This window comes from Pseudomonas sp. W2Aug9, assembly GCF_023127755.1.
GTDB classification, from domain to species: Bacteria; Pseudomonadota; Gammaproteobacteria; order Pseudomonadales; family Pseudomonadaceae; genus Aquipseudomonas; species Aquipseudomonas synxantha_A.
This window is the reverse complement of the sequence record NZ_SPKL01000036.1, coordinates 92,387-107,644: the sequence shown is the minus strand read 5'-3', so window position 1 is coordinate 107,644 and position 15,258 is coordinate 92,387. Positions and strand designations below refer to the sequence as shown.

The 15,258-nt window shown below is 61.0% G+C and carries 18 protein-coding genes and 1 pseudogene; 4 read left to right on the top strand and 15 right to left on the bottom strand.

Going from position 1 to position 15,258, the window contains the following annotated elements; all coding sequences use genetic code 11:
* Positions 1-169: 169 nt before the first annotated feature.
* From E3O56_RS23990 to ccmA, 13 genes and pseudogenes are all read right to left on the bottom strand, one after another.
* Positions 170-1,645: a M10 family metallopeptidase C-terminal domain-containing protein gene (locus tag E3O56_RS23990; RefSeq protein WP_236648026.1), complete on the bottom strand. Its 1,476-nt coding sequence runs from the start codon at positions 1,643-1,645 to the stop codon at positions 170-172.
* 406 nt (positions 1,646-2,051) lie between these two features.
* A complete protein-coding gene (gene phnN / locus E3O56_RS23985) occupies positions 2,052-2,639 on the bottom strand; it encodes a phosphonate metabolism protein/1,5-bisphosphokinase (PRPP-forming) PhnN (protein ID WP_032877108.1) in 588 nt (195 codons plus the stop codon).
* A pseudogene (locus tag E3O56_RS23980) lies at positions 2,639-2,800 on the bottom strand (hypothetical protein); the annotation flags it as partial. The pseudogene E3O56_RS23980 and the gene phnN, both read right to left, overlap by 1 nt.
* Before the next feature lie 84 nt (positions 2,801-2,884).
* Positions 2,885-3,280, bottom strand: a complete 396-nt coding sequence (locus tag E3O56_RS23975; RefSeq protein ID WP_005786516.1) for a hypothetical protein — start codon at positions 3,278-3,280, stop codon at positions 2,885-2,887.
* Positions 3,281-3,290: 10 nt separating this feature from the next.
* Positions 3,291-4,481 carry a c-type cytochrome biogenesis protein CcmI gene (gene ccmI, locus E3O56_RS23970; RefSeq protein WP_078820713.1) on the bottom strand — a complete coding sequence of 397 codons (1,191 nt, stop codon included), beginning with the start codon at positions 4,479-4,481 and terminating at the stop codon, positions 3,291-3,293.
* Complete coding sequence (locus E3O56_RS23965; RefSeq protein ID WP_005786512.1) at positions 4,474-4,947, bottom strand: cytochrome c-type biogenesis protein; 474 nt, start codon at positions 4,945-4,947, stop codon at positions 4,474-4,476. Before E3O56_RS23965 ends, ccmI begins: the two co-directional genes overlap by 8 nt.
* On the bottom strand, positions 4,944-5,480 hold the full coding sequence (locus tag E3O56_RS23960; protein WP_005786510.1) for a DsbE family thiol:disulfide interchange protein: 537 nt from the start codon (positions 5,478-5,480) through the stop codon (positions 4,944-4,946). The genes E3O56_RS23965 and E3O56_RS23960 overlap by 4 nt, the downstream gene beginning before the upstream one ends.
* The gene (locus tag E3O56_RS23955; RefSeq protein ID WP_032877111.1) at positions 5,477-7,465 is read right to left on the bottom strand and encodes a heme lyase CcmF/NrfE family subunit; all 1,989 of its coding nucleotides are present in this window, start codon (positions 7,463-7,465) and stop codon (positions 5,477-5,479) included. The genes E3O56_RS23960 and E3O56_RS23955 overlap by 4 nt, the downstream gene beginning before the upstream one ends.
* Positions 7,466-7,468: 3 nt before the next feature.
* Positions 7,469-7,927: a cytochrome c maturation protein CcmE gene (gene ccmE, locus E3O56_RS23950; RefSeq protein ID WP_005786506.1), complete on the bottom strand. Its 459-nt coding sequence runs from the start codon at positions 7,925-7,927 to the stop codon at positions 7,469-7,471.
* Complete coding sequence (gene ccmD / locus E3O56_RS23945; RefSeq protein WP_078820712.1) at positions 7,924-8,100, bottom strand: heme exporter protein CcmD; 177 nt, start codon at positions 8,098-8,100, stop codon at positions 7,924-7,926. The genes ccmE and ccmD overlap by 4 nt, the downstream gene beginning before the upstream one ends.
* On the bottom strand, positions 8,097-8,852 hold the full coding sequence (locus E3O56_RS23940; RefSeq protein ID WP_228309587.1) for a heme ABC transporter permease: 756 nt from the start codon (positions 8,850-8,852) through the stop codon (positions 8,097-8,099). Before E3O56_RS23940 ends, ccmD begins: the two co-directional genes overlap by 4 nt.
* Positions 8,853-8,940: 88 nt before the next feature.
* Positions 8,941-9,609, bottom strand: coding sequence for a heme exporter protein CcmB (gene ccmB / locus E3O56_RS23935; RefSeq protein ID WP_005786500.1), 669 nt, complete (start codon positions 9,607-9,609; stop codon positions 8,941-8,943).
* Complete coding sequence (gene ccmA / locus E3O56_RS23930; protein ID WP_103735067.1) at positions 9,606-10,241, bottom strand: cytochrome c biogenesis heme-transporting ATPase CcmA; 636 nt, start codon at positions 10,239-10,241, stop codon at positions 9,606-9,608. The genes ccmB and ccmA overlap by 4 nt, the downstream gene beginning before the upstream one ends.
* 200 nt (positions 10,242-10,441) lie before the next feature.
* Here ccmA and E3O56_RS23925 point away from each other — a divergent pair, with 200 nt between their 5' ends.
* On the top strand, positions 10,442-12,019 hold the full coding sequence (locus E3O56_RS23925) for a flagellar hook-length control protein FliK (RefSeq protein WP_216090954.1): 1,578 nt from the start codon (positions 10,442-10,444) through the stop codon (positions 12,017-12,019).
* A complete protein-coding gene (locus tag E3O56_RS23920) occupies positions 12,016-12,345 on the top strand; it encodes an EscU/YscU/HrcU family type III secretion system export apparatus switch protein (RefSeq protein WP_032877115.1) in 330 nt (109 codons plus the stop codon). The genes E3O56_RS23925 and E3O56_RS23920 overlap by 4 nt, the downstream gene beginning before the upstream one ends.
* 130 nt (positions 12,346-12,475) lie before the next feature.
* Here the strand turns inward: E3O56_RS23920 and glp are convergent, their stop codons facing one another.
* Both glp and moaB read right to left on the bottom strand, forming a co-directional pair.
* Entirely contained in the window at positions 12,476-13,702 is a 1,227-nt protein-coding gene (glp, locus tag E3O56_RS23915) for a gephyrin-like molybdotransferase Glp (RefSeq protein WP_248129097.1), read from the bottom strand.
* Positions 13,686-14,225 carry a molybdenum cofactor biosynthesis protein B gene (gene moaB / locus E3O56_RS23910; RefSeq protein WP_032877117.1) on the bottom strand — a complete coding sequence of 180 codons (540 nt, stop codon included), beginning with the start codon at positions 14,223-14,225 and terminating at the stop codon, positions 13,686-13,688. The genes glp and moaB overlap by 17 nt, the downstream gene beginning before the upstream one ends.
* A gap of 76 nt (positions 14,226-14,301) precedes the next feature.
* Here moaB and mobA point away from each other — a divergent pair, with 76 nt between their 5' ends.
* A complete protein-coding gene (gene mobA / locus E3O56_RS23905; protein WP_148852293.1) occupies positions 14,302-14,904 on the top strand; it encodes a molybdenum cofactor guanylyltransferase MobA in 603 nt (200 codons plus the stop codon).
* A 79-nt stretch (positions 14,905-14,983) separates the two neighbouring features.
* Positions 14,984-15,205, top strand: a complete 222-nt coding sequence (locus tag E3O56_RS23900; protein WP_005786486.1) for a YgdI/YgdR family lipoprotein — start codon at positions 14,984-14,986, stop codon at positions 15,203-15,205.
* Positions 15,206-15,258 lie beyond the last annotated feature (53 nt).

The following is a 15,258-nucleotide window of genomic DNA, read 5'->3' as shown; positions in this document are numbered from 1 at the left end:
CTTAAAACTGAAACAACCCGGCGCGCTTCCTGCAACTCCTTGATCAATAGCCTGCTCTGCACCGCTGCCTCCGTGGCTTGGCCTGAATAAAAGTAACCCTAGAGTTACCATTATTCAGGCGCAAAAAGCATCGCCCGGACTGGCGGCTGTTTTACCGAATGTTGAAAACTCAGGAAAAAATCGAAAACAGCCTGCTTATAAAACCCGTGAACGATGAAAAAACGTTCTGGATAAAGCTCCCCCCTGGCCTGGGACCCGGTTCGTGCGGCTGGTCTGTGTCTGGAGTCGGTTCTGGAATAGGCGTCGGGAGAGGTTCTGGAACAGGCGCGACAATGGTTTCAGGGGTGGGGAAAGGAATTACCGTTGGGGCCTGCCCGCTCCACACCACATCCGTCTGTTTGATCTGGCCTTGGCTGGTCACCAACAGATCAGCTGTGCCAGTGCCAGTCGTATCCACCGCCAGGGTGAAACGCCCCGTCGCCGAGTCATGCCCGAGCACCGCATCCCCCGCCCGGCCTTTGAATCGGTCGGAGAAATTCAGCGACTTGAGCTGCGCAGTCTGAAGCACTCCGGTCAGGTCAATCTTGTCGATCCCGCTTTGGAAGTCCTGGATGATGTCCGGGTTCTGCGGCGTTGAATCGACGACACGGTGATAAACGAACGTGTCCGCCCCAGCACCACCGTGAAGCTTATCCGCACCCCGGCCGCCCGTAAGACGATTGCCAGCTTCGTTGCCTATCAATGTATCGTCGCCGGAACCACCAATGGCATTCTCCACGCTCACGCCCTTGGCAATCGACACATTCCCCCGCAAGCCACCTACATCCGAGAACGTTTCGGCCTTGAGGCTGATGGTTTGGTTCTGGGTGAACCCGGAGAAGTCGAGCGTGTCGTTACCACCGCCGTCCCAAACGGTGAAAATCGGTTTGTCACTCCCGCGCTTGAGGCTATAGAACTCCCGAGCGGAGTTGGAGTTGAAGCCGTAGGTGGTATCGGTATTGCGGGTTTTGCTATTCGCCCCGTAAAGCCGCTGGGCCGCGGCGATATCATCCATCATCGGCGCTACCGGGCTGTGCCTGGCAAAATTATGCCCAGGCTGATAAGTCTCCGCCCAATAACTCATGACACTGCGTGCCTTGGTGTCCTGGGCATATTCGGCAGAGCGCTCGTAATTGAAGCCACCACCATCGTATCCACCCGGATGACTCAACCCGAGGGTGTGCCCCAGTTCATGGATCAACAAACCCAGGAAGTGGCTGCCCATGGTCGGGTTATGCGCACCGCTGGTGCCGATGTTGGCCTGGACTCTGGAGTAATGCCTGTTAGGCAGCCTTGCCCAGCCCGACGAACCCGACGTGCCCTTGATACTGATGGTGCCATCGGTGTTTGAGCCGTTTTCGACAAATTCGATATTGGCGACATCCGCCCAGTATTGCAGGGCTTGTCTGGCTCGCTCTTTCTGCGCGGCATTGAAACCGCCAGCAAAATTAAAGCCGACGACAACCTTGCCATCTTTATTGAGATCATGAAACTTGGATCCACTGCGCGTAATATGTTTCGCTGCCTGATCCGTGGTGAAGGTTTTTTTATTGTTTGCCCAGAGAACAACTGCGTTCTCAGCGGCTGATAACCGGGACTGCGACATCGCCGGAGCGCGCGTACGGGCAGAATGCCTAACAGGGATTTGCATGGTGTATTGATACTCTGAACAGTGAAGAGTTAACCGTCCATACATGAATTACCGACACTGACTTATCCGTGGCCAGCCCGATAAAAATCCCATATCAAAAACACCTTAACTACCGTTATTTTTTTGCGAAAGCATTTATTAAACACAACAGCAAAAAGTCCGTACAAGTATTAATCGGATCGACACACCCCTACATACCAATCGCCACAAAGGCGTTAAGCCACAGAAGAAACAGTTTTCAACAAATCAACTTAATTCAATCAAGAATTTTACTTAACAACATCAAGAAACCCACTCAAACATACCGAAGAAAACACGCTTGAGGTGAAGGCTTTTATCTGATCTGAAACATGATCAATGCCTACACACCTTGATTGCCCGCAGCTACCGAGTGCGCCTGATCCAGGCAGCACAGCAAGCGTTCGACGGTATGCACCAAGGGCCCGGAATTATCCAACACAAACAAACCCGCGCCGTTTCCGGCAATCAGCTCAGCGGTAAATCGCGCGTTGCGCGCCAATCGCTCTTCGATGTCCGCCAATGACTCACGCCCGCGTGCGATCAAACGTTGGCGCAATACGGCTTGATCGACCGTCAGCAGCAACACCAACAATGTCGGGTAACGCTCACGGGTCTGCGCCAGGTGGGCGCGAGAGCCATTGACCAGCACATCGTCCCCTGCGGCCAGCCACTCGTCGATTTCCCTGGGGATGCCATACGACAAGCCATTGGCCTGCCAGCTCAAGGCAAACGCGCCCTCGGCGTCCATCCGCGCAAACTCCTGCGGGCTCACCCCTTGCGCCGCTTCGCCGACTGCCTCCGCCGAGCGTGTGATCACCCGGCGCACCATGCGACAACCACGCGCCTGCAAGCGCAGGCGTGCGGCATCCAGCAGGCTGTCCTTGCCCGAACCCGATGGCCCGATGAGATAGATCAACCTGCCCGTCATCAAAACACCCTCTTGGCTTGTCTCCAGGCTTGTTGCGCCCCCGGCAACGCTTCGCAGCAACCGACCTGCGCCAGGTAGCGGCCACTGGAAAGTATATCCAGCAATTTTTCGCCAGCCAGGCCGGCGGCGGCCACATTACCCGAGTGCGCGCTGCCGCGCACCTGTGGGAGGGGGCAAGCCCTGCTGCAAGTCAGTTAAGACAGAACTGGCAACTGTGGCGAGGGAGCTTGCTCCCTCGCCACAGGTCATTGCGCGTACTGCTTGCTCAACCCCGGCGGCACGCCTTGCACATTGGTTTCTTCCCAGGGCCCGTTGGGGCTGATGGAACGGCTCCAGCCGTTGCTCCAGCGGTAGTAGGTACGCTGCCGGTAGAAGGTGTCGGGCTGGTCGTCGAGCACGTACACCTGCATCTTGCCGTCCCAGTGGCTGGCAGCCCCCGGTGGTGGAGCAAAGGTGGGTGACTTGCTTGGCAGTGGCTTTGGCGGCGGGGTCACCGGGCCGGAAGGCTTGGTACTCGGCTGAGTCGACGGGCCCGATGGCGGGATGGTCGGGCCGGTGGGTGCCGCAGGTGGGCGGTGGACCGCACAGGCGCTCAGGCCGAGTACCAGGCTGAGCAGGGTGATGCGTGCAAATGCGGTCATGGGCGTTTCCTCAGAATGACTTGTCCGGAGTGTCGATGGTCAATTGCTGCAGCGCAGTGGTGCTGCTGGCCAGCGGTTGGCTGCGGCCGATCCATTCGCCAGTGGTCGGTTGGCCGGCCCGGGATATGCGCGCAACCAGTTGGACTTCGGGGAAGTTGGACAGTTTCAACTGCGGCATCATCGCGTCGGCATCGCCCAGTTCGACGGTGATGGGCAGTTCGGCAACGGTGACGCGCTTGGCCGCCAAGGGTGCCGGTGGGCCGCTGACTGCACGGGCGAAGATGAACACAGTGTCGGTCGGCAAGGCTTTGGCTTTCGCTTCGGCGGACAGGTCTACACGCACGGTCATTACCGCCTTGTGCGCGACCGTACCGCCGCTCTCTTTAAGCTTCTCGCCAGCCCGGTCAATACCGCCTTGCAGCGCTACACGGGAGTTGTCCTGCGGTGGCAGTTGCGCCAGCAGACGGTTCCAGTAATCGATCGCTTCCTGATAACGCTGGCCTTCAAAAGCCGCGATCCCCAACAGGCCAAGGCTGGTGACTTCCTTGGGATCGAGCTTTAACGCCTCGTCGGTCAGCGCCTGCACCTTGGGCGACCACTGTTTATTGTCGGCAAAGTATTGTGCCTGGGCCCACTGGCCAAGCAATTCCGGCTGGCGCCCGGCTAAGGCTACGGTGCGTTCAAAGACTTTGGCGGCATCGGCGGAACGGTCCTGAGCCATGTAGGCGCGCCCCAGGAAATACAGGCCCTCGGCCGAATCCGGCTGGGCTGCCGCGGCACGCTCCAGGCGCTGAGTCATGTCGGCCATGGACACCGGAGGCTGTGAGAATTCACGGGTCAGTTCGACCTTGTCGCTCGCCCCATAATGCAGGTACAGCGCAACGCCAAGCACCGGCACCAGAAACGCCGCCAAAAACGGCAGCGGTTTGCCCAGGCGCGATTCACGGGGCTTTTCCACGCCCTCGGTATCGGCCAGCAACTCGCGAGCCGCCTCGGCGCGGCCCGTATCCAGTTGCACGGCGTTCAATACACCTTCGTCCTGCTGCACTTGCAGCTCGGCGACGCGTTCCTGATACAGCGCCACGTTCAGCGCGGTACGATCCTCTTCACGCTGGGCGCGACGGTCACGCAGTACAGGAATCAACAGGAAACTCAGGGCAATCAGAAGCAGCAAGCCGGCTGCGAGCCAGAAATCAATCATCAGTCTTGGTGTCCAGCAATTGGTCGAGGCGTTTGCGCTCTTCAGGGGACAGCGCATCGGAGCCATCAGTCGGCGCGGCGCGGCGACGGCGTACGATCACGGCCATGACCACAACGCCGGCCAGCAGCAGCCCGGCGGGGCCGAACCAGAGCAGCGCGGTTTTGCCGGTAAGGGCCGGTTTGTAGCGCACGAAATCACCGTAGCGGTCGACCATAAAGTCGATGATCTGCTGGTTATCCTTGCCCTCCCCCAACATGCGGAAGATTTCTTTGCGCAGGTCAGCGGCGATGGGCGCGTTGGAGTCGGCGATGTCCTGGTTCTGGCACTTGGGGCAGCGCAGTTCCTTGGTCAGGTCGCGGAAACGCTCACGCTCGGCGTCATTGGCAAATTCATAGGTGTCGATGGCGGCATGGGCCACACCGGCCAGGCCCAGGGCTAAAACAGCAGCGGTCAACCAACGCTTCATGGCTTGGCCTCATCGACCAGGGCCTGGTACTTGGCGGCCAGTTGCTCACGCCAGACTACCTCGTCGATCACGCCGACGAACTTGTCACGGATCACGCCCTTGGCGTCGATGAAGAAGGTTTCCGGCGCGCCATAGACGCCCAGGTTCAAACCCAGGTTGCCGTCTTCATCACGGATATCGAGCTGGTAAGGGTTATGAAACTCGGCCAGCCATTTCAAGGCCGCCGCATTGTCGTCCTTGTAGTTGATGCCGTAGATCACCACGCCCTTCTCGGCCAGTTTGTTCAGCACCGGGTGTTCGACGCGGCAGGAGATGCACCAGGTGGCCCACACGTTGACCAGCGCCGGCTTGCCCTGCAGGTCGGCCTGGGTCAGGGTCTTGTCACCCTGCACCGTCGGCAGGTTGAACGCGGGAAACGGCTTGCCGATCATCGCCGAGGGTAACTCGGCCGGGTCCAGGTACAGCCCGCGATACAGGAACACTGCCATCAGCAGAAACAATGCCAGCGGCACCACCATCAACCAACGTTTCATACCGCAGCTCCCGAAAGGCCCAATGCTTCACGCACACGGCTGCTGACCTTGACCCGATAACGCCGATCCAGCGCGGCGAGCAAACCCCCAAAGCCTGTGAGCAACCCGCCGAACCAGATCCAGCGCACGAAGGGTTTGACATGCACCCGCACAGCCCAGGCGCCGTCGCCCAAGGGTTCACCCAGCGCCACATACAGGTCACGGGTGAAACCGGCGTCGATACCGGCTTCGGTCATCATTGAACTTTGCACTGTGTACAGGCGCTTTTCAGGGTGCAATACGGCGATTTCCTTGCCATTGCGCACTACGCGCACGGTGCCTTTATCCGAGGTGAAGTTCGGCCCTTCGAAGTGCCTGGCACCTTCGAAGATGAACTGGTAACCGGCCAGGTCCATGGACTCACCTGGCGCCAGGCGCAGGTCGCGCTCGGCGCTGTTCTGGCTGGAGAGCACTACGCCCAAAGCGCACACGGCGATGCCAATGTGAGCGATCTGCATGCCCCAGTAACTGCGGGTCAGGGTGGGCAAGCCTTTGATCAGGCCTTTGTGGCGCGTCTTGTCGAAGATGTCCCGCACGCCGGCCAGCAACACCCAGGCTGCCAGCAGGAACGTGGCGAGTACCGCCCAATTGAAGTCGCCGTAGGCGAACCCGGCGATCACTGCCAGGGCCACGCTGCCCAACAGCACCGGCATCAACATGCCTGCCAGCCATTTCACCGGGGTGTCTTTCCAGCGCACCAGCACACCGACCGCCATCACTACCATCAACAGGCCCATCAACGGGATGAACAACGCATTGAAGTACGGCGGGCCCACGGACAGCTTGGCGCCGCTCAAGGCATCCAGCACCAGCGGGTAGAGGGTGCCGAGCAGGATCATTGACGCGGCTACCACCAGTACCAGGTTATTGCCCAGCAACAGGGTTTCGCGCGACCACAGGTTGAAACCGACCTGGCTCTTGACCACCGGCGCACGCAGGGCGAACAGGGTCAGGGAACCGCCCACCACAAACAGCAGGAAGATCAGGATGAACACGCCGCGTTCGGGGTCGGAGGCAAACGCATGCACTGACGTCAGCACCCCCGAACGCACAAGGAACGTGCCGAGCAGGCTGAGGGAAAACGCGGCGATGGCGAGCAATACCGTCCAGCTTTTGAATACGCCACGCTTTTCGGTCACTGCCAGGGAGTGAATCAGCGCCGTGCCCACCAACCAGGGCATGAAGGACGCGTTTTCCACCGGATCCCAGAACCACCAACCGCCCCAGCCGAGTTCGTAGTAGGCCCACCACGAACCCAAGGTGATACCGATACCGAGGAAAGCCCAGGCGACGATGGTCCATGGCCGTGACCAACGCGCCCACGCCGCATCCAACCGCCCGCCAAGCAAGGCCGCGATGGCAAACGCAAAAGCTACGGAGAAGCCCACGTAACCCATGTAGAGCATCGGCGGGTGCACGATCAGGCCGATGTCCTGCAACAGCGGGTTGAGGTCATGCCCGTCTGCGGGGATCTGCGGCAGGATGCGGCTGAATGGATTGGAGGTCATGATCAGAAACAGCAGGAAGCCGATGCTGATCATGCCCATCACCGCCAGGACTCGCGCCAGCATCACTTGCGGCAGTTGGCGCGAGAATACCGACACGGCAAAGGTCCAGCCGCCGAGGATCAGCGCCCACAGCAGCAACGAACCTTCGTGGGCGCCCCACACGGCGCTGAACTTGTAGTACCAGGGCAAGGCGCTGTTGGAGTTGTTCGCGACATAGGCGACGGAAAAGTCGTCGGTCATGAAGGCATAGGTCAGGCAACCGAAGGCGAACAGCAGGAAGGCAAACTGACCCCAGGCGGCCGGCTGCGCCAGGCTCATCCACAAACGATCGCCGCGCCAGGCACCGAGCAACGGCACCACGGCCTGGACCACGGCAAAGCACAGGGCGAGGATCATCGCCAGTTGGCCCAGTTCAGGAATAAACAATGCGGACGTCATCACTTAGCCCTCCTTGGCTGGGGTCGCGGGCGCGGACTGGCCACTGTCTTTCAGGGCCTTGGTGACCTCGGGCGGCATGTACTTTTCATCGTGCTTGGCCAGCACTTCGTCCGCCACTACCACACCATCGGCGTTGAGTTTGCCCAGAGCGACGATGCCCTGGCCTTCGCGGAACAGGTCCGGGAGGATGCCGCGGTAAGTGATGGTCACGGCCTTGTTGAAATCGGTGACCACGAAGGTCACGTCCAGAGAATCGCCGGAACGCTTCAACGAGCCCTGCTCCACCATGCCGCCGGCGCGGATGCGCGTGTCCAGCGGGGCTTCGCCGTTGGCGATCTGGGTGGGGGTGTAGAACAGGTTGATGTTCTGCTGCAGGGCGCTCAAGGCCAGGCCCACGGCAATGCCGACGCCGACCAGGATGGCAAGGATGATCAACAGACGCTTTCTACGCAGCGGATTCACTTTTCGGTCTCCCGGCGCAGACGTCGCGCCTCTTGTTGCAGGTAACGCTTGCGGGCCAGGATCGGCGCGGCAACGTTGAGGGCCAGCACTGCCAGGCAGATGCCGTAGGCGCTCCAGACATACAGGCCGTGGTGGCCCATGGCGAGAAAATCACTGAAAGAAGCAAAGTTCATCCCCGCGCTCCCAGGCTGGTTTGCACTTGGGCTTTGACCCAACTGGTGCGGGCTTCACGCTTGAGCACTTCAAGGCGCATGCGCAGCAACAGCACGGCGCCGAAGAAGCAGTAGAACCCCAGCACCATCAGCAGCAGTGGCGCCCACATTTGCACGGGCATCGCCGGTTTTTCGGTGAGGGTGAAGGTGGCGCCCTGGTGCAGGGTGTTCCACCACTCTACCGAGTATTTGATGATCGGGATGTTGATCACACCGACAATCGCCAGCACCGCGCAGGCCTTGGCGGCACTATCGCGATTGCTGATGGCGTTGCCCAGGGCAATCAGGCCGAAGTACAGGAACAGCAGGATCAGCATCGAGGTCAGGCGTGCATCCCACACCCACCAGGAACCCCAGGTCGGCTTGCCCCAGATCGCGCCGGTGACCAGCGCCACGGCGGTCATCCACGCACCAATAGGTGCAGCGCATTGCAGGGCCACATCGGCCAGTTTCATCTTCCACACCAGGCCGACGATGCCGCAAACCGCCAGCATCACGTAGCAGGACTGGGCCAGCATCGCGGCTGGGACGTGGATATAGATGATGCGAAAGCTGTTGCCTTGCTGGTAGTCCGGCGGCGCGAAGGCCAGGCCCCAGACCAGGCCGGTGCCGATCAGCAATACGGCGGCGACGCTCAACCACGGCAGCAGCTTGCCACTGATGCCATAAAACCATTTGGGCGAGCCGAGCTTGTGAAACCAGGTCCAGTTCATTGCATTTTCCATCACGGGTGCTTTTCGTCGTGGCGAAAAGCTTAGGGTCTTTACTGACTCAACGTCATTAACGCCGAGTCAGACCTCATTATTCACCGACGCTGATTTTCAGGCCGGCGGCTATAGCAAAGGGTGTCAGGGTTACCGCCAGGGCGGTCAGGCTACCAAGCCACAAGAGGTAACCGGTCGCCGGCATCCCCATGAGCGCGGCTTGCAAAGCGCCGCTGCCCAGGATCAACACCGGGATATACAAAGGCAGAATCAACAGGGCCAGCAGCAGGCCACCCCTTTTCAGGCCCACAGTCAAGGCGGAGCCCACCGCCCCCAACAGGCTGAGCACCGGCGTACCGAGCAACAAGGACACCAGCAACACGGGCAGGCATTCGACGGGCAAGCCCAGCATCATCGCCAGCAGCGGCGAGAGCAAGACTAGCGCCAGGCCGGAAAACGCCCAGTGTGCCAGTACCTTGGCCAGTACCAGAAGTGGCAGGGGGTGCGACGAAAGGACCCACTGCTCCAGGGATCCGTCTTCGAAATCACTGCGAAACAGCCCGTCCAGCGAGAGCAGGACCGATAAAAGCGCCGCGACCCACACCAGTCCCGGGGACAAGGTTTGCAACAGTTTAGTCTCCGGGCCGACCGCCAACGGAAACAGCGCGATCACAATCGCAAAGAACACCAGCGGGTTGGCCAGCTCGGCCGGGCGACGGCACAACAGCCGCGCTTCACGGGCCACCAACAGGGCAAACACACTCATGCCGACCACCGTCCGAGATCCAGCTCCCGGTAACCACCCGGCTTGCGCGCCAGGGTATGGTGGGTGGTGAGCACCACCAGGCCGCCCTGCTCGCAGTGCCGGGCCAAGTGCTCTTCGAGTTGGGCTACGCCCTGTTTGTCGAGAGCGGTGAAGGGTTCGTCGAGAATCCACAGCGGCGGGCCGGACAGGTACAAACGCGCCAGGGCCACGCGGCGCTGCTGGCCGGCTGACAGCGTGTGACAGGGCACATCTTCAAAGCCCTTGAGGCCAACGGCGGCCAGGGCCTGCCAGATGCTATCGCGGGTAGCAGGGTGATGCAGGGCGCTGAGCCAGCTGAGGTTTTCTTCGGCGCTGAGCACGTCCTTGATACCGGCGGCGTGGCCGATCCAGACCAGGTTGCGTGCCAGCTCGGCACGTTGTTCGTGCAGGGGCTTACCGTTGAGCCGAACAACACCCGCCGTGGGCTGCATCAAACCGGCCAGCAGACGCAGCAAACTGGTCTTGCCGCTGCCATTGGGGCCGCTGATTTGCACCATGTCGCCAGCCGCCAGACGCAGGTCGAGTTGCTCGAACAACAGGCGCAGGTCGCGTTCACAGGCAAGCGCTACGGCTTCAAGAAGAGGGCTGGTCAAGAGATCGCGGGCCTTTACGGTTCAAGTCGGCGGTGCAGCGGCCGTTATAGAGAGATGCACAATAACGACTTTGGCGACCGATTTTAGAGAGCTGGATCAAATAGTTGTGAGGTTTTTACCGCTCTCTTTGCAGACGGGCGGCATTATACATGCGATGCCCTACTCTAAAGAGGGCAATTTCCCCAGAGACGATGCGCACGATGACCGGTGAGATCAATCTTCCTCCACTGCCTCCAGCCTCAGCACCCAAGGCTGCCCCGCTGCCTGCGGCTGGCGAGTTGCTCAAGCTCCTGGAGCCACAGGCCGGGTTGATTGGCGCCGGAAAAACCGTAAACGCTGAAGTCATCGCGCTGAAACAAGGCAGTGAAGCCTTTCAGCTGTTGCTCAAGCTGACCCTTGAAGGTGGTCGCCAGACCCTGGTTCAAGCCAGCAGCGCCCAGCCCTTGCCCCTGGGCAGCAATGTGGCAGTGAGCCAAACGCCTGCGGGCAACCTGGCCATCAGCTTGCAGCAAGCCATGAGCGCCAACGTGGCCGCCCTCACCCGCCTCGACACCACACAAATGCCGGTGGGCACCCTGCTGCAAGCCAAGGTGCTGACCACCCAGATGCTGCCTCAAGGCTCAGCGCAAGCGGCGATCTATCGCTCGCTGGTGAGTGTGCTCAATAATGCCCTGGCCGGTACCACGCTGACGCTGGAAAGCCCTCAACCCTTGCGGGTCGGCAGCTTGCTCAGTGCCGTGGTGCAGAACGCGCAAACCCTGAATTTTGTGCCGCTGAGCGGGCTGAAAGACCAACTGGCCGTGACGCAGCAACTGGCGACCCAGCAAAGTCGCCAAGGCTCGCTGGATGCGGTGTTCACTGCCCTGCAGAACCTGCCCCGTGGCGACAACACCTCGGCCGAGCTGCGGGCCGCTGCCGAGCGTTTACTGGCAGCCTTGCCCGATCTGGCGCAAGTCAGCAATCCCAAGGTACTGGCACAAGTGGTGCAAAACAGCGGCGCCTTCCTGGAAGCCAAATTGCTCGCTGGGCAGAACCCACAAATCCCACCGCTGGATATGAAAGGCGCGCTGTTGCGCCTGGTCGCGGACCTGCTGCCCGCCCTGCCCGCCAACACCAACCTGAATGCGATCCTCGCCGCCAATACCCTGGCCCAGGTGCTGCCGCACTTTGTGCGCAGCCCGTTGAACACTCTCGGCCAGGTTGGCGCTCGGCAGATACCTGCCGGTTTCCCCTTGCCGGAGCGGCTGATCGCGAAACTGGAAGGTGAAGGCGACCTGGAAAACCTGCTGCGCCTGGCCGCCGGGGCGATCTCGCGCTTGCAGAGCCACCAACTGTCGAGCCTGGAACAGACCGGCACCACCGCCGATGGCCGCCTGCAAACCACGTGGCAGTTGGAAATCCCCATGCGCACCCTGCAAGACATCGTGCCGTTGCAGGTCAAGTTTCAGCGCGAGGAGCCTGCGCCCGACAAGGATCAGCCCGAGCGCAAGGATAAAAAAGATCCGAAGCAGATGCTCTGGCGCGTCGAGCTGGCCTTCGACATGGAGCCGCTGGGGCCGCTGCAAGTTCAGGCGCAGTTGTCCCAGGGCAAACTGTCCAGCCAGTTGTGGGCCAGTCGCCCTTTCACCGCCAGCTTGATCGAAAGTCACCTGGGCAGCCTGCGCGAGCGCCTGGTGTCATCCGGACTTAACGTCGGCGACCTGGATTGCCACCTGGGCACCCCGCCACGCGGTGCAAAAACCGGATTGGAACAACGCTGGGTGGATGAAACCGCATGAAGAACGCCGCCCCACCCCGTCAGGCCATCGCCCTCAAGTACGACGGCCAACAAGCCCCCACCCTGACCGCCAAGGGCGATGACGCCCTGGCCGAAGCGATTCTCAAGCTGGCACGGGAGAATGAAGTACCGATCTATGAAAATGCCGAGCTGGTGAAGCTGCTGGCGCGTATGGAACTGGGGGACAGTATTCCAGAAGAGCTCTATCGCACGATTGCCGAGATCATTGCGTTTGCATGGACGTTGAAGGGCAAGTTCCCGGTGGGCTACGACCCGGATGCGGGGCCGATGGAGCGGGATGTCACTGAGCGTGGCGACGATTACTGAGTAGCCACAGGCATACCAAGATCCACTGTGGGAGGGGGCTTGCTCCCGATAGCGTCATTACAGCCAACCTATCTGGGGCTGATACACCGCTATCGGGAGCAAGCCTCCTCCCACATTTTTTGATCTGTGTTCAGTTCAGGACTTCACTCAGAGGAATGAAATTGACCCGGTCGCCAATGGCCAATGTGGTCCCCTCCATCACCTCCACAAACCCCTCCGCCCACGCCGCACTGCGCAGCACCCCGGAGCTCTGGTTGCGATAGATAATCGCCTTGCCCTGCTCGATACGCCCGCGCAGGTATTCGCGGCGGTTGCCAGGCTTGGGCCAGTCGAATCCTGCCGGCACCTCGAAACGCAGCGGCTGCACCTGCGCCACGCCTTGGCGGCGCAGCAGGTACGGGCGCGCCAATAGCGCAAAGGTCACCAGGGTCGAGGCCGGGTTACCTGGCAGGCCGATCACCGGCACGCCACGAAAATGCCCGAAGGTCAGCGGTTTGCCTGGCTTGATCGCCAGCTTCCACAACGCCAACTCGCCCTCTTCACGCAAGGCAATGCCGAGGAAGTCCGCTTCGCCCACCGACACACCGCCGGTAGACAAGATCAGGTCGACGCTACCCAGGCCGGCCAAACACGTACGGGTCTGTTCCAGATCATCCGGCAGAATCCCCGCATCGATCACTTCGCAGCCCATGCGCGCCAGCCAGCTGCACAGCACGCGACGGTTGCTGTTGTAGATCTGCCCCGGGCCCAACGGAAAGCCTGGCTCGATCAATTCGTCGCCGGTCGACAGCACGGCCACGCGCGGGCGACGCACCACATCGAGCCGATCCCGCCCCAGAGACGCAGCCAGGCCCAACTCGATGGGCCCCAGGCGCGTTCCGGCGCTGAGTACGCACTCACCCAACGTAGTCTCCTGGCCCTGTGGTCGGATGTTGTCGCCCACCCGTAACGGCTCGGTGAAACTCACGCGCTGATCGGCATGAACCACCGCGTTTTCCTGCATTTGCACGCAGTCTGCGCCTTCGGGTACCGGCGCGCCGGTAAAGATCCGTGCGCAGGTGCCGGCCGCCAGCGGCTCGGGCGCAGTGCCAGCGAAAATCCGTTGGCTCACCACCAGCGGTTCCCCGGTCCAGTCCGCCAGGCGCACGGCGTAGCCGTCCATGGCACTGTTGGGCCACGGCGGCAGGTCGAGCGTCGAGATCAGGTCCTGAGCCAGTACGCGGCCATCGCACTGCGCCAGGGGCAGCACATGCTGGTCACGGATCGGCGCCGATTCCGCCATGGCGAGCAGCCGCTGCAAGGCTGCTTCCACCGGCATCAGTGCGCCGGTCTTGCCCGGCTTATCCACGGGATTCACAGGGTTGGGCCTGCTTCAGGTGCGGGACGAAATTGCATGGGCGGTGACGATTATCCAGTTGCTCGGCGAGGATGCCATCCCAACCGGTGCGCACGGCATTGGTGGAGCCCGGCAGGCAGCACACCAGGGTGCCATTGGCCAGGCCGGCCAGGGCGCGCGATTGCACGGTGGAGGTGCCGATATCGGCCACGGAGATCTGGCGGAACAGTTCGCCGAAGCCATCGACCTGCTTGTCGAGCAGGCAGCTCACGGCTTCAGGGGTGCTGTCACGGCCGGTGAAGCCGGTGCCCCCGGTGATCAGCACCACTTGCACCACGTCTTCGGCGATCCAGTGGGCAACCTGGGCGCGAATCTTGTAGAGGTCGTCCTTGAGCAGCACGCGCTCGGCCAGGTGGTGGCCGGCGGCGGTCAGGCGATCGACGAAGACCTGGCCGGAGGTGTCGGTGTCCAGGGTGCGGGTGTCGCTGACGGTCAATACAGCAATATTCAGGGGTACAAAGGGCGCATCGGCCTTGGCTTTCATGGCTCGGTCCAGTTGTCGAAAAAACAGCCCGATGTTATATCACAGGCCCCTCTTTACCTGCCGCAGTGGAACCGCCATGTCTCTTGAATCTTCACCCCTGCCTTGTTCGATTCTGTTGTTGGCCGGTGGTCGTGGCCAACGCATGGGCGGCCAGGACAAGGGGCTGCTTCAATGGCGGGGCGAGCCCTTGATTGCCCACCTGCAACGGCTGGCCAGGCCGCTCACGGATGACCTGATCATCTCGTGCAATCGCAACCTTGAACACTACGCGCCCTATGCCGACCAACTGGTCAGTGATGACAGCCCGGACTTTCCCGGCCCGTTGGCGGGTATCCGAGCAGGACTCTTCGCTGCACGCCATGAACATCTGCTGATCTTGCCGTGCGATGTGCCGCAGATTGATGAGCGACTGCTGGCCGACTTGCGTCAGATTGCCCAACGCAATCCGCAGGTTCCCGTCATGGTGCGTCATGGCGAGTTCTGGGAACCCTTGCTGTGCATTATCCCAACAGACCTGAAAGATCAGGTGGAACGGGCCTGGCAAGCGGGTGAACGCAGCCCGCGCAAGGTCCTGCTGCAACTGGGTGGCGTCGGCCTGGAATGCCCGGCCGATGACCCGCGCCTGGCCAATCTTAATACGCCCGAGCTGTTGCACCCACGGGCTGGCGTGTCAGAATGAGCCTTTCACAAGGAACTTTGCCGACGTCCCATACGTCACAAGGTCAGCAATTTAAAAGTATTTTCTCGGAGACAAACTCATGACTCAACGGACCATCGCCGCTCTCATGCTTGCACTGGGCCTCGCCACCCTCGCCGGTTGCGCCTCGCCAACAGTGATCACCCTGAATGACGGTCGCGAAATCCAGGCCGTCGACACCCCGAAATTTGACGAAGATTCGGGTTTCTACGAATTCCAACAGCTTGACGGCAAGCGCACCCGCATCAATAAAGACCAGGTTCGCACCGTTAAAGATCTGTAAGCCTTAACGCTTGCCAACAAGGCCCGCCTAGCGCGGGCCTTGTCGTTTGCGGC